This window comes from Mesorhizobium sp. WSM4842, assembly GCF_055901575.1.
This window is the reverse complement of record NZ_CM148372.1, coordinates 1,036,336-1,048,851: the sequence shown is the minus strand read 5'-3', so window position 1 is coordinate 1,048,851 and position 12,516 is coordinate 1,036,336. Positions and strand designations below refer to the sequence as shown.

Genomic DNA, 12,516 nt, shown 5'->3' with positions numbered 1-12,516 from the left:
CGCCCCGAACCGGCCGATCTTTCCGACCGACCTTATCCACATCGGCCCACAGCTTGGAACGAACCCCTGTGAACAAACCCCAGAGCTTCTTTCACCTTCACCTGATTTCCGATGCCACCGGTGAAACGCTGCTGGCGGCCGGGCGCGCGGCTTCCGCGCAATATAAGGATGCGCGCGCCATCGAGCATATCTACCCGCTCATCCGCACCGAAAAGCAGGTGACGAAAGTGTTCGAGGACATAGAGGAGGAGCCGGGCATCATCCTTTATACGGTCGTCGACCAGAACCTCGCCCGCGGCATCGACGAACGCTGCGCGGCAATGGGCCTGCCTTGCGTCTCCGTGCTGGAACCGGTGCTGACCGTGTTCCAGTCCTATCTCGGCACGCCGGCCGGCCGCCGCGTCGGCGCCCAACATGTCCTCGACGCCGAATATTTTCGCCGCATCGACGCGCTCAACTTCACCATGGAGCATGATGACGGACAGCTGCCGGCCAATATGGACGATGCCGACATTGTGCTCGTCGGCATTTCGCGCACCTCGAAGACGCCGACCAGCATCTATCTCGCCAATCGCGGCATCAAGACCGCCAATATCCCGATCGTGCTCGGCGTGCCGGTGCCGGAAAGCCTGGTCAACGCCGCGAAGCCGCTGATCGTCGGGCTCATCGCCACCGCCGAGCGCATCTCGCAGGTTCGCCAGAACCGCATCCTCGGCAACACCAGCGCCTATGAGCCTACCGACTATGTCGACCGCGCCGCGATCAGCGAAGAGCTTGCCTATGCCCGCAAGATCTGCACCCGGCATGGCTGGCCGATGATCGACGTCAGCCGCCGCTCGATCGAGGAGACGGCGGCGGCTATCGTTGCCCTGCGCGGCAAGACGCGCTAGGGCGTGTGATATTCAGGTGATGCCGGCCTGCAAACGGCGGCTTCCTGCGCTTCCGGTGCTCACGTACGAAAAGTACGCTCCGCTCCGGTTCTCGGAAGCCACCATTTTCGGCTCGGCCTGACCTGAATCTCGACACACCCTAGTGAGCGTCAGGAATCGGGCGATAAAAAATGGCCGAAAAAATCATCCTTGCCTCGAGCAGCTCGTTTCGCAAGGCGCTGCTTGTCCATGCCGGCGTGGCGGTCGAGGCGGTTCCGGCGGAAGTCGACGAGCGCGCGCTCGAAGCGCCCTTGCAGGGCAGCGGTATCTCGCCCGAGGACGTCGCACTGGTGCTTGCCGAGGCCAAGGCCACCGAGGTCAGTGAGCGAAAGCTCGGCGCCCTTGTGCTCGGCTGCGACCAGACGCTGTCGCTCGCCGACGAAGTGTTCCACAAGCCAGCCGACATGGAAGCCGCGCGCCGCCATCTCTTGGCGCTATCGGGAAAGACCCATCAACTCAACAGCGCCGTCGTGCTGGCCCGCGACGGCGCGGCCCTGTGGCGGCATGTCGGCATCGCCAGCCTGACCATGCGAAAGCTCGAGCCCGCCTTCATCGGCCGCCATCTGGCGCGAGTCGGCGCCAAGGCGCTGTCCAGCGTCGGCGCCTACCAGATCGAAGGCGAGGGCATCCAGCTGTTCGAAAGAATAGAAGGCGACTATTTCACCATTGTCGGCCTGCCGCTTCTGCCCGTCCTGGCCAAGCTGCGTGACCTCGGCGCCATCGATGGCTGAGGCCGCGAAAAAGGCCTTCGTCACCGGCCACCCGGTAGCGCATTCCCGGTCGCCGAAGATCCATGGCTATTGGCTGGCGAAGTACGGTGTCGACGGCAGCTACCGGGCGATCGACGTCGCGCCGGAGGCTTTTGCCGAATTTGTCAAAACGCTCGCGGCGAATGGCTACCGTGGCGGCAACGTCACCATCCCGCACAAGGAGGCCGCCTTCGCGCTGGCGGCGCGCCGCGACGATGCGGCCGAACAGATCGGCGCGGTCAATACGCTCTGGTTCGAGGGCGGAAAACTGTGGGGCGGCAACACCGACGCCCATGGCTTTGCCGCCAATCTCGACGAGCATGCGCCGGGCTGGGCAGACAATGGCCCGGCCGTGGTGCTCGGCGCCGGCGGCGCCTCGCGCGCGGTCATCCATGCGCTGAAGCAGCGCGGGGTTGACGATATCCGCATCGTCAACCGGACGCTCGCCCGAGCCGAGGAGCTGCGCCACCGCTTCGGCGGGGTCTCGGCCCACAGCACGGCCGCGACCGGCGAGCTGCTTGCCGATGCCGGCCTGCTGGTCAACACGTCAGCGCTCGGCATGCACGGCAATGAAGGCCTGTCCGCCGATCCGGCCAGGCTGCCGCACCATGCCATCGTCACCGACATTGTCTATGTGCCGTTGGAAACGCCATTACTGGCCGCAGCCAGAGCACGGGGCCTGAAGACCATCGACGGGCTCGGCATGCTTTTGCACCAGGCGGTGCCCGGCTTCGAGCGCTGGTTCGGCATCAGGCCGCAGGTCACTGCCGAATTGCGGCAGATGATTGTCGCCGATCTTGGCGCCCAAGCAATGACCAGGGAATGAAAAGCATGATCGTGCTCGGCCTCACCGGATCGATCGGCATGGGCAAGTCGACGACGGCAAAGATGTTTGCCGAAGCCGGCGTGCCCGTCCACGATTCGGATGAGGTGGTACATCGCCTCTACGTCGGCAAGGCCGCTCCGCTGGTCGAGGCGGCTTTTCCCGGAACGACAAAATCCGGGTCGGTCGACCGCACCAAGCTGGCCGAGCGGGTGCTCGGCGATGCAGCCGCGCTGAAACGACTGGAAGCGATCATCCACCCGCTGGTCCGCGCCGACGCCGACGCCTTCCTGGCCAGGAGCCGCGCTGCCGGCGTACCGCTTGTCGTTCTCGACATCCCGCTGCTGTTCGAAACCGGCGGCCGCGACCGCGTCGACAAGGTCGTCGTCGTCACCGCCTCGCCCGACGTCCAGCGCGCCCGGGTGCTGGCGCGGCCGGGCATGAGCGAGGAGAAACTGGCGTCGATCCTGGCCAGGCAGGTTCCCGACGCCGAAAAGCGTAAGGCCGCCGATTTCGTCATCGACACCGGACAAGGTTTTGATGCGGCGCGCGCGGCGGTTAATGCGATTGTCGCCGAACTGGTCGGGGATAAAGCCGGCAAGCCTGCTTAACGCCGCTTGCGTCCGGCGTAATATGTTGCCAATTTGTTCCCATCATGATTCGGCTGAAATAACGCCGGAACCAACGGACTGATTCGATGCGCGAGATCATCTTCGATACGGAAACCACCGGTCTCGATTTCCGTGATGACCGCGTCATCGAGCTTGGCTGCATCGAGTTGGTCAATCGGTTCCCGACCGGCCGCACCTTCCACCATTACATCAATCCGCAAGGACGACCGATTCATGCGGAGGCGCAGGCCGTTCATGGCATCAGCGCCGCCGACCTCATGGGCAAGCCGACCTTCAGCGACATCGCCGAGGAGTTTCTTGCCTTCATCGACGGCGCCAAGCTGGTCGCCCACAATGCCACTTTCGATATCGCTTTCCTCAATGTCGAGTTCGGTCGGCTTGGCCACCCGGTCGTTGATCCCGGACTTGTCGTCGACACGCTGGCGCTGGCGCGCCGCAAGCATCCGATGGGCCCCAATTCGCTGGACGCGCTGTGCCGGCGCTATGGCATCGACAATGCTCGCCGAACCAAGCACGGCGCGTTGCTCGATTCGGAATTGCTGGCCGAGGTCTATATCGAGCTCATCGGCGGCAAGCAGGCGGCGCTCATCCTCGACAGTGCCACGGCGCCGGCCGGCGGCAGAAGAAATGTCGACGATATTGACATCAGCATCGGCGTGAGGCCGATTGCGCTGCCGTCTCGCCTGACCGACGCAGAGCGCAGCGCGCACACGAGCATGGTCGGCACATTAGGCGAAAAGGCGCTCTGGCTGCGCGTCGCCCCCGAAGCGAGTTCCGCGGCATAGTGATTTTGACGGGTGCCGATCGGCAGTGGCGTCGATATGCAAATCTTCGAGATTGGCCGAAAACGCCCCTCCACTTCGTCATCCTAGGGCGGAGCAAGGAGCGACGCGGCGCAGACCCCTGGATCCATGCCGTTACCTCAGCCGAAGAATGCAGCGTTCAGGATCAGCCGACCCGTAGCGATCCTTCGCGCCCCCTCTGTCCTGCCGGACATCTCCCCCACGAGGGGGGAGATTGGCAGTTTCGGCGCTCCGCTCACTCCGGCAAGGTTGGCGATTGGAGAAAGCCGGTGTGAAGTCCGATCTCCCCCCTTGTGGGGGAGATGTCCGGCAGGACAGAGGGGGCGCTGTCCCTCCGGCGTCCCAAAGAAAAAACCCGGCGCGAGGCCGGGTTTTTCAAACGTCACCGAGCAATCGCCTCAGCTCGCCTTGGCCTTGCCGGCGGCCTGGTCCTCGGCCAGCTTCTGCTGGAACATCTGCGCGAAATCGATTGGGTCGAGCATCAGCGGCGGGAAGCCGCCATTGCGGGTGGCCTCGGCGATGATCTGCCTGGCGAACGGGAACAGCAGCCGCGGGCATTCGATGAACAGCAGCGGCAGCATGTGCTCCTGCGGGAAGCCGCTGATGGCGAACACGCCGCCATAGACCAGCTCGACGTTGAACAGCACTTCCTTATCGAAGGACGCCTTGGCGTTCAGCGTCAGATTGACGTCGAACTGCTTGTCCGAAAGCGGGTTGGCGTTGACATTGACGTTGATGGCGATGCCGGGGGCCTTGTCGCGGCCGCGCAGCGAGTTCGGCGCGCCGGGGCTTTCGAACGAAAGGTCTTTCACATATTGGGCAAGCACGTTGAGCGAAGGCTGCGTCGCGTCGCCGTTGCCACTGGCCGCGCCGGTCGGCGCGTCGTCTTTGCTGGCCATAAGCCTTTGTCCTTTTGCCTCGGCAGCGTTGCTGACCGGATTGAAATCGGGCGTTCGCTACCATGGTCGGCATGACAAGACAAGGTTTGGCGACCTGCTCGTCCTTAAAGGCGACCTACTCATCCTTGAGGCGGCGCCAGGGGGAATTGTGATCCGGGCCGCGCTCGTCGCCGCGCGAATAGTCGCTGTCGTCGAGGTCGATGGTCTTGTCGCGTTGCCGGGCCCCGAATCCGCCGGTGCCGAAACTGGTGGCCAGCACGATGCGGCCTTTCAACAGGCGCCAGGCGAGGTCGCGGACCGGCGGCAGGAACAGCAGAATGCCGAAAATGTCCGTGATGAAGCCGGGAATGATGAGCAGGATCGCGGCCAGAACGATCATGGCGCCGTGCGCGAGCTGGCGGCTTGGATCACGTCCCGCGTCCATTTCGGCGCGGACCCGGGTCATGACGCCGAAACCCTGGTATCGCAACAACAGAGCGCCGGCGATGCTCGAAGCCAGCACCAGGCCGACCGTCGCCAGCGCGCCGACCTGGCGGCCGACAATGACGAAACCGGCGATCTCCAGAAGCGGAAGCGCGAGGATGAACAGAGGAAGCAGCGAAATGCGCAAATCTTGACCGATCGTTTCGATGTTTTGCCGGCCGGCGAGCAATCGCCGCTGGCACTGAACCTTTTAGATAGGTATGGCTGCCTTTAATTTGAATGATTGCAGCTTGCGTTCTATATGCTTTGGATGTTGAACGCTATGCGACCGCAGCCATTGCCTGGCCGGGCGGTCCGGCCGGAGTAGGGATTGATTGGCGGAAGATATGGGATTCTTCGACTTCGGCACGATTTTCTTTCTGGTTGCGGCGGTTGTGATCTTTTTCCAGCTGCGCAATGTGCTCGGCCGCCGCACCGGCAGCGAACGCCCGCCGTTCGATCCCTATACGGCGGGCCGCACGCGCGAGGACGCCCAGAAGCCCGAGAATGTGGTCTCGCTGCCGCGCAAGCGAGCGCCGGGAGAGCCGGCAAGCGACGCCTATGCGGCGATTGACGCCTTCGCCAAGCCTGACACCGATCTCAACAAGGGCCTGCGCACGATCAAGGACAATGATCCGGCATTCGACCCGAAGACCTTCGTCGACGGCGCCAAGATGGCCTATGAGATGATCGTCATGGCCTATGCCGATGGCGATCGCAAGACGCTGAAGAACCTGTTGTCGCGCGAGGTCTATGACGGCTTTGTCGCGGCCATCGGCGACCGCGAGGCGAAATCGGAAAAGATCCAGTCCTCCTTCGTCGGCATCGACAAGGCCGACATCGTTTCCGCCGAGATGAAGGGCAGCGAGGCGCATATCACGCTGCGCATCGTCAGCGAACTGATTTCGGCGACGCGCGACAAGGCCGGCGCCGTCATCGACGGCGATCCCGAAACCGTCGCCGAGGTCAAGGATGTCTGGACCTTTGCCCGCGATACGCGCTCGCGCGACCCGAACTGGAAGCTCGTCGCCACCGAAGAAGAAGACTGAGCCCGGACCACGGCGGGGTCTGTCGTGTCGCTTTCTCAGGCGTTCAGCGAAAAATCCTTTGACGATCTGCCCGGTTGGGACGAGGACGACCATCTGGCAGCGTTCGCCGCTTTCCGGCGCTCGGCTTTTCATGTCATGACGAAACCCTATCGCTCCGGCGGGCTCGGCGTCGACTTCAATGCCTTCACCGAAGTCTACGCTGCAGCCCGCACCGTGTCGCCAACCGACCGGCGCGAAGCCCGCGCCTTCTTCGAGCGGCATTTCATCCCGGCGCACATAGGAGCCGAAAGCGGCGGCGCCGGCCTCGTCACCGGCTTCTATGAACCCGTGGTCGACGCCTCGCCGGTGCGAACCGAACGATTTGCGGTGCCGCTGCTGTCGCGTCCGGCCGATCTCGTCGACATCGACGACGCCAACCGGCCGCACGGCATGGATCCCTATCTCGCCTTCGGCCGCGCCACGCCGAACGGACCGGTCGAGTATTTCGACCGCGGCGAGATCGAGCGCGGCGCGCTTGCTGGCAAGGGTTTGGCTGGCAAGGGTTTGGAAATCGCCTGGCTCGGCGACAAGGTCGACGCCTTCTTCATCCACGTACAAGGTTCTGCGCGGCTCACCATGACCGACGGCCGGCTTTGCCGCGTCACCTATGCCGCCAAATCCGGCCAGCGCTTTACCGGACCGGGCAAGATACTGAGCGAGACAGGCGAAATCCCGCTCGAAGCGGTGACCATGCAGTCGGTCCGCGCCTGGTTCCAGGCGCATCCGGATCGCATCGACGAGATCCTGTGGCGCAACCGCTCCTATATTTTTTTCCGCGAGACTTCGGTCAGCGAGGCGGCTGTCGACGACCCGGAACTCGGGCCGATCGCTGCCGCCAAAGTGCCGCTGACACCGGGCCGTTCCGTCGCTGTCGACCGTCTGCTGCATACATTCGGGACGCCGTTCTACATCGATGGGCCGTCGCTGACCGCTTTCGGCAACAAGCCGTTCCGGCGGCTGATGATCGCGCAGGACACCGGCTCTGCCATTATCGGGCCAGCCCGTGGCGACCTGTTCGCCGGAACGGGACATGCGGCCGGCGAGATCGCCGGCGTTATCCGCAATCCTGCCGATTTCTACGCGCTGATACCGCGTCCGCTTGTACCGGGAGCGGGGCGATGACCCGGCGCATCGACAGGCTGAGCGAGGACGACCGGGTCCTGTGGAACCTGGTGGCGCGCACCGCCAAGCCGCTGAAGGGCAAGTCCGCCATCGACAGTCCGGACATCGGCCCGGGCATCGCTGATGACACGAAGCCACCGCCGCGTGTCCAGGCGATGGCTCCGGCTGCGGCGGCGAAAGCCAAGACGCAGCATGTTTCGCATGCACTCGACGAACCGACGCTGGAAAAGCTGTCGAAGGGCCGGCTGCCGATCGAAGGCCGCGTCGACCTGCATGGCCTGAGCCAGGACGAAGCCTATTCGCTGCTGTTTTCCTTCCTGCACCGGGCGCACGCCGGCGGCATTCGCTACGTGCTGGTCATCACCGGCAAAGGCTCCTCGTCGGGCGGCGACGGCATCCTGCGGCGCGCCGTGCCGGCCTGGCTGTCGACACCCGCATTCAGGCCGCTCGTCTCCAGCCACGACCATGCTGCCCGCAACCATGGCGGCTCGGGCGCGCTCTACGTCCGCCTGCGGCGCGCACGCACATGAGAATGCACCCCATGAGGATGCACTTGTGACTCCGTTCGGCGAAAAGCTTCGCGCCCTGCGAAGCGAACGCGGCGTCAGTCAGAAGGCCATGGCCGAGGCGATCGGCGTCAGCGCCGCCTATCTGTCGGCGCTGGAGCATGGTCGCCGCGGCGCGCCGACCTGGACGCTGATCCAGAAGATCATCGGCTATTTCAACGTCATATGGGACGATGCCGAGGAACTCGCACGGCTGGCCGAGACCTCGCACCCACGGGTGAAGCTCGACACGTCGGGCCTCAGCCCCGCCGCCACCGAGCTTGCCAATGTTTTGGCCGAAAACATCGAAAAACTCGACGAAGCGGCGCTTCGCCGCATCACCGCATCGATCCGCGCCGCGCTGAAGCAGCCAAAGTGACGGCCTGCTACTGGACCGCGCCGACCAGAACCGGCTGGCCATCACGGATCGAGACCCAGCGGCCGGTATTGTCGATCGCTTGTCGCTTGAGGAAGCGGTAGCCGGTCCGGTCCCATGAGCGGACCTTTCCGTCCAGATTGTCGAGGATGTAGTCGCCCTTGCTTGTGCGCACCGTCAGCACGGCATGGCCCTCGCCGTCCGGCTTGCGCACGACGGTCATCAGAAGATTGGCGTAGGACAGGCCCAAGCGATTCAATTCGCGGCGCTTTTCCAGGACATAGTCCTCACAGTCGCCAACGCCCTTGACGGGATAGGCCCAGACCTCGTCCCTGCCATAGATGTCGATGTCGCTTATTGGCTTGACGGCGGTGTTGACCCTGGCATTGACGCTGAGGATCTTGCGCCAGAGCGCACCGGTCATGGTGGCGGGGGCGAGATGGCCCGGGTGGATCGAGCATTCGGCCGGACTGGTTTTGCAGAAATCATAGTGGCCGATCGGCTGCGATGTCGGCCCGCCGGTTGCCATTGGTCCGGCCGCCGATGCCGTCGTCGACCAGCCTGCCGCAAGTGCCAGCCCAAACAGTGCGCACACGCGTAGCGTTCTCGCCAGTGGTGAGGAAATCATTGTCCCCCTCGTCCCTTGTTGTTAACGAAAGGTTAAGGGCGATTGACAGTCCCTGTCAATTATACCAACGGCCAGTTTTGCGACATGGTTACCCGCGCGGCCGAAACAGCGGCTATTGTGCAACAGATCGACTGAGCGGACACGAGACCGCCGTTCCACCGGCCGCTCCCTTACTTGCTGGCGATGCGGACCAGCTTCGGCTTCACCGCAACGCGGGTCTGGCGGCCATAACTGGTGATGAAGTCGATGATGCGCGGCACGATTTCGGAGCGGAAGCGCGAGCCGTTGAAGACGCCGTAATGGCCGACCGCCGGCTGCATATAGTGAGCGTGCCTGTCCGCCGGGATGTTGACGCAGAGGTCGTGCGCGGCCTGGGTCTGGCCGAGGCCGGAAATGTCGTCGTTCTCGCCCTCGACCGTGAACAGGGCGACATTACGGATATCGGAGGGATCGATGGCCACGCCGCGATGCGTCATTTCGCCCTTGGGCAAGGCGTGGCGGACAAACACGGTGTCGACCGTCTGCAGGTAGAACTCCGCCGTCAGATCCATCACCGCCATATATTCGTCGTAGAAGTCGCGGTGCTTCTCGGCATTGTCGCCATCATTCTTCACCAGATGCATGAAGAAGTCCTTATGGGCGATGATGTGGCGGTCGAGATTCATGCTCATGAAGCCCGAAAGCTGCAGGAAGCCGGGATAGACCTCGCGGCCGAAGGCCGGTACCGGCCACGGCGCCTGCATGATGACGTTGTCGCGGAACCAGTCGACGCCCTTCTCCTCGGCCAGAAGGTTGACCGCGGTCGGATTGCGGCGGGTGTCGATCGGCCCGCCCATCAGCGTCATTGTCGAGGGAACGAACGGGTCGCCGCGCGTTTCCATCAGTGCCACCGCCGCCAGCACCGGCACCGAAGGCTGGCACACCGCCATGACGTGGGTGTCGGGCCCCAGCGCATGCAGCATGTCGACAATGTAGTCGATGTAGTCGTCGAGGTCGAAGCTGCCCTCGCTGAGCGGTACCATGCGGGCGTCGACCCAGTCGGTGATGTGGACGTCGGCATGGGGCAGCATCGCCTCGACCGTGCCGCGCAGGAGCGTTGCATAGTGGCCCGACATCGGCGCCACGATCAGCAGCTTCGGATCAGGCCGGCGGCCGGCGGAAACCGCCCGCTCGAATCGGAGGAGATTGCAGAACGGCCGCGACCACACGGTCTTTTCGGTGACATCGACGCTTTTCCAGTCGACCACGGTCTTGGTCAGGCCGAATCGCGGCTTGCTGTAGCGGCGCGTCGTGCGCTCGAACAATTCGGCGGTTGCCGCGACCGAGCGGCCCCACGACGTGTGCGTGAATGGATTGAGCGGATTGGTGTAGAACATCCGCACCGCATCGGCATAGAGCCGGGCCGGCTGCACGGCGGCGTGGTTAAATTCGTAGAACTGGTAGAACATCGAGAACCCCCGCTGCTGCGACCGAAGGGACGACAGCAGCGTCGAGCCTTGAATCTCTCGCGCGGAGGTTAACAACAAACTGCTGCGATGCAATACGTCAAGTGAAGTGATTTATGCTCATACTTTCGTTTAAGCTGTTGAAAACCGGCTTTGAACGGCGGGAGCCGGCTTATTGTGCGAATGCGAAGGCCGGCAACGGGCAATCGCTACAGCATAATCTCAGACGCGTGGCATCACACGCGGTCGGTGCACACAGCGGTATGGCCCGAACTGATGAAGCCGAGCCGTCTGGCGGCGCCCTTCGACAGGTCGATCACGCGTCCCTTGATGAACGGGCCGCGGTCATTGATGCGCACGACGACGCTGCGGCCATTGTTGCGGTTGGTGACCTTCAGCTTTGTGCCAAAAGGCAAGGTGCGGTGCGCGGCGGTCAGTGCCGACGGGTTCATGCGCTCGCCGGAAGCGGTCTTCGAGTGCAGTGCGTACCAGGAGGCGCGGCCGCATTGAGCGGCGGCAGGGGAGGCGCCGACCATCAGGCCAGCCGCGATCGTCACCGCGACAAGCGCGGTCTGGTTTGGTTTCTTCATCTGCGGCAAATGGCTCCGTTTGACAACCCGGCCGTTACGGATCGAATGTGGCATGAAATGCGGCAGTCATCTGGCGGTTCCATGACTACAGAACACGTTTGGAGTCGGTGGGAAACACTTTGTCAGAGGGTTATTCGGCGTTGCCGCGTATCCCGATGGTCTTCGTCCCGATATCCGACGTCGATATACAAGCAGAAGCGAATACGATCGGGTCGCTTCCTTTCGCTTTGCCGCGGCGGTCATGGCTGAATTGAGGATCGACTTGGGAACGAAATTCCGACGATGAGATTGATCAAAAATCTGCTGGCGTTGATCGTGCTCGCCATCGGCGCGCTCTGGTCGCTGCAGGGCGTCGGCCTGGTCGGAGGCAGCTTCATGACCGGCCAGTCGCAATGGCTCTATATCGGCATCGTCACCGCGCTGGTCGGGCTGGGCGGATTGGTGTGGGCGAACCGTTCGCGCCCCTGACATTGATACTGGCCTGACATTCACATTGAAATGGATCGCTGATCAGGCCGGGTACCCTTCACCGCGTTTCGGGCAACCGGCTGCAAACAAGCATTTCTCGCTTTGCATCCTCCTCAGGCAAATCCATGCTGCGGATGGCCGAGGATTTGAAAACTGATCCCTGTATTCGCGGTTAAGTATAGTAGTCTTATCGACATTGCAGAAATTGGAGAGGACGATGAGCGACGGCAGCCTCCATATCGATCGCCGGCGGTGCATCGGCCTTCAACGCCGACGCGCTGACTGCCCAGCTGCCTCTATGCCCTCAATGGCGCAAAACGTCCGTCAAAATGGCGGCAGCGGGCTTAAAAACGAAACAAAATCAACGGTGCTCGGCTTGTATATCATGTCACTAGAATTTATGTGTCATGTAAGCTTGGACGCGGTGGAGACGCACGCCAGGCGTTTCACAACCGGTGGCCCTGCGCCATCGCACAACAGAGAAACGTTCGGTCTATGCTCACGAAAAAGGGCAAGTACGGCCTCAAGGCGCTCGTCCATCTCGCGCGGCTGCCGGTTGGACAGCTCGCCTTCGTTGGCGATATCGCCACCGGAAACAACATTCCGAAGAAATTTCTCGATGCCATCCTGGTCGAGCTGCGCAACGCCGGTTTTGTCCAGAGCCGCAAGGGCAAGGAGGGCGGCTATCGCCTGGCGCGGCCGGCGGATGAAATCAAGATCGGCCATGTGGTGCGCGTGCTCGACGGGCCACTGGCCCCCATCCCCTGCGCCAGCCGCACCCGATATCAGCGCTGTGAAGACTGCAACGAGGCGACATGCCAAGTCCGACATCTGATGCTGGAGGTCCGGCAAGCGATCGCCGAGGTGCTGGATCAGCGCAGCCTCGCCGAGATGCGCGATATCGCCGGCGACGACGACCTTTCGGCTGCGTTGAAAATCCAGGCCTGAGCCGGAACC

General features: G+C 63.1%; 16 protein-coding genes. 11 read left to right on the top strand and 5 right to left on the bottom strand.

Features of this window, described 5'->3' with window-relative positions; genetic code table 11:
• Window positions 1-68: 68 nt before the first annotated feature.
• The 5 genes from AC0NIE_RS04895 (at window position 69) to dnaQ (ending at window position 3,918) form a co-directional block, all read left to right on the top strand.
• Window positions 69-890, top strand: coding sequence for a pyruvate, water dikinase regulatory protein (locus AC0NIE_RS04895; protein ID WP_473485800.1), 822 nt, complete (start codon window positions 69-71; stop codon window positions 888-890).
• A 170-nt stretch (window positions 891-1,060) separates the two neighbouring features.
• Entirely contained in the window at window positions 1,061-1,660 is a 600-nt protein-coding gene (locus AC0NIE_RS04890; RefSeq protein WP_473485799.1) for a Maf-like protein, read from the top strand.
• Window positions 1,653-2,504: a shikimate dehydrogenase gene (locus AC0NIE_RS04885; RefSeq protein WP_473485798.1), complete on the top strand. Its 852-nt coding sequence runs from the start codon at window positions 1,653-1,655 to the stop codon at window positions 2,502-2,504. The genes AC0NIE_RS04890 and AC0NIE_RS04885 overlap by 8 nt, the downstream gene beginning before the upstream one ends.
• A gap of 5 nt (window positions 2,505-2,509) precedes the next feature.
• A complete protein-coding gene (coaE, locus tag AC0NIE_RS04880) occupies window positions 2,510-3,112 on the top strand; it encodes a dephospho-CoA kinase (RefSeq protein WP_473485827.1) in 603 nt (200 codons plus the stop codon).
• A gap of 86 nt (window positions 3,113-3,198) precedes the next feature.
• Complete coding sequence (dnaQ, locus tag AC0NIE_RS04875) at window positions 3,199-3,918, top strand: DNA polymerase III subunit epsilon (protein ID WP_473485797.1); 720 nt, start codon at window positions 3,199-3,201, stop codon at window positions 3,916-3,918.
• Window positions 3,919-4,334: 416 nt separating this feature from the next.
• On the opposite strand, the gene secB is transcribed toward dnaQ, so the two are convergent.
• Window positions 4,335-4,835: a protein-export chaperone SecB gene (gene secB / locus AC0NIE_RS04870; protein WP_123148712.1), complete on the bottom strand. Its 501-nt coding sequence runs from the start codon at window positions 4,833-4,835 to the stop codon at window positions 4,335-4,337.
• Window positions 4,836-4,950: 115 nt separating this feature from the next.
• On the bottom strand, window positions 4,951-5,445 hold the full coding sequence (locus tag AC0NIE_RS04865; RefSeq protein WP_473485796.1) for an FxsA family protein: 495 nt from the start codon (window positions 5,443-5,445) through the stop codon (window positions 4,951-4,953).
• Between the two features lie 199 nt (window positions 5,446-5,644).
• Between AC0NIE_RS04865 and AC0NIE_RS04860 the strand changes: the two genes are divergently transcribed.
• Genes AC0NIE_RS04860 through AC0NIE_RS04845 form a run of 4 tightly spaced genes read left to right on the top strand, consistent with a single transcriptional unit; the run spans window position 5,645 to window position 8,431 of the window.
• On the top strand, window positions 5,645-6,346 hold the full coding sequence (locus tag AC0NIE_RS04860) for a Tim44/TimA family putative adaptor protein (protein WP_123148711.1): 702 nt from the start codon (window positions 5,645-5,647) through the stop codon (window positions 6,344-6,346).
• Window positions 6,347-6,370: 24 nt separating this feature from the next.
• Window positions 6,371-7,507, top strand: coding sequence for a murein transglycosylase A (mltA, locus tag AC0NIE_RS04855; protein ID WP_473485795.1), 1,137 nt, complete (start codon window positions 6,371-6,373; stop codon window positions 7,505-7,507).
• Window positions 7,504-8,037, top strand: a complete 534-nt coding sequence (locus tag AC0NIE_RS04850) for a Smr/MutS family protein (protein WP_123148709.1) — start codon at window positions 7,504-7,506, stop codon at window positions 8,035-8,037. Before mltA ends, AC0NIE_RS04850 begins: the two co-directional genes overlap by 4 nt.
• Window positions 8,038-8,062: 25 nt before the next feature.
• Window positions 8,063-8,431, top strand: a complete 369-nt coding sequence (locus AC0NIE_RS04845) for a helix-turn-helix domain-containing protein (protein WP_123148708.1) — start codon at window positions 8,063-8,065, stop codon at window positions 8,429-8,431.
• 7 nt (window positions 8,432-8,438) lie between these two features.
• Here the strand turns inward: AC0NIE_RS04845 and AC0NIE_RS04840 are convergent, their stop codons facing one another.
• The 3 genes from AC0NIE_RS04840 to AC0NIE_RS04830 form a co-directional block, all read right to left on the bottom strand.
• Window positions 8,439-9,056, bottom strand: coding sequence for a transglutaminase-like cysteine peptidase (locus AC0NIE_RS04840; protein ID WP_473485794.1), 618 nt, complete (start codon window positions 9,054-9,056; stop codon window positions 8,439-8,441).
• Between the two features lie 170 nt (window positions 9,057-9,226).
• Window positions 9,227-10,504 (bottom strand): polyhydroxyalkanoate depolymerase, encoded by a 1,278-nt coding sequence (locus AC0NIE_RS04835; RefSeq protein WP_473485793.1) that lies wholly within the window; start codon window positions 10,502-10,504, stop codon window positions 9,227-9,229.
• Window positions 10,505-10,737: 233 nt separating this feature from the next.
• Window positions 10,738-11,091 carry a septal ring lytic transglycosylase RlpA family protein gene (locus AC0NIE_RS04830; RefSeq protein ID WP_473485792.1) on the bottom strand — a complete coding sequence of 118 codons (354 nt, stop codon included), beginning with the start codon at window positions 11,089-11,091 and terminating at the stop codon, window positions 10,738-10,740.
• 282 nt (window positions 11,092-11,373) lie between these two features.
• Between AC0NIE_RS04830 and AC0NIE_RS04825 the strand changes: the two genes are divergently transcribed.
• Together AC0NIE_RS04825 and AC0NIE_RS04820 are read left to right on the top strand one after the other, a co-directional pair.
• Window positions 11,374-11,559: a hypothetical protein gene (locus AC0NIE_RS04825; RefSeq protein ID WP_473485791.1), complete on the top strand. Its 186-nt coding sequence runs from the start codon at window positions 11,374-11,376 to the stop codon at window positions 11,557-11,559.
• Between the two features lie 495 nt (window positions 11,560-12,054).
• A complete protein-coding gene (locus tag AC0NIE_RS04820; protein ID WP_258121253.1) occupies window positions 12,055-12,507 on the top strand; it encodes an RrF2 family transcriptional regulator in 453 nt (150 codons plus the stop codon).
• The last annotated feature ends 9 nt before the right edge of the window (window positions 12,508-12,516 follow it).

Bases quoted from the DNA above. Each gene is read 5' to 3' on its own strand.
- AC0NIE_RS04890 (WP_473485799.1), top strand. From the start codon at position 1,061: ATGGCCGAAAAAATCATCCTTGCCTCGAGCAGCTCGTTTCGCAAGGCG.
- AC0NIE_RS04885 (WP_473485798.1), top strand. From the start codon at position 1,653: ATGGCTGAGGCCGCGAAAAAGGCCTTCGTCACCGGCCACCCGGTAGCG.
- coaE (WP_473485827.1), top strand. From the start codon at position 2,510: ATGATCGTGCTCGGCCTCACCGGATCGATCGGCATGGGCAAGTCGACG.
- dnaQ (WP_473485797.1), top strand. From the start codon at position 3,199: ATGCGCGAGATCATCTTCGATACGGAAACCACCGGTCTCGATTTCCGT.
- secB (WP_123148712.1), bottom strand. From the start codon at position 4,835: ATGGCCAGCAAAGACGACGCGCCGACCGGCGCGGCCAGTGGCAACGGC.
- AC0NIE_RS04860 (WP_123148711.1), top strand. From the start codon at position 5,645: ATGGGATTCTTCGACTTCGGCACGATTTTCTTTCTGGTTGCGGCGGTT.
- AC0NIE_RS04850 (WP_123148709.1), top strand. From the start codon at position 7,504: ATGACCCGGCGCATCGACAGGCTGAGCGAGGACGACCGGGTCCTGTGG.
- AC0NIE_RS04840 (WP_473485794.1), bottom strand. From the start codon at position 9,056: ATGATTTCCTCACCACTGGCGAGAACGCTACGCGTGTGCGCACTGTTT.
- AC0NIE_RS04835 (WP_473485793.1), bottom strand. From the start codon at position 10,504: ATGTTCTACCAGTTCTACGAATTTAACCACGCCGCCGTGCAGCCGGCC.
- AC0NIE_RS04830 (WP_473485792.1), bottom strand. From the start codon at position 11,091: ATGAAGAAACCAAACCAGACCGCGCTTGTCGCGGTGACGATCGCGGCT.
- AC0NIE_RS04825 (WP_473485791.1), top strand. From the start codon at position 11,374: ATGAGATTGATCAAAAATCTGCTGGCGTTGATCGTGCTCGCCATCGGC.
- AC0NIE_RS04820 (WP_258121253.1), top strand. From the start codon at position 12,055: ATGCTCACGAAAAAGGGCAAGTACGGCCTCAAGGCGCTCGTCCATCTC.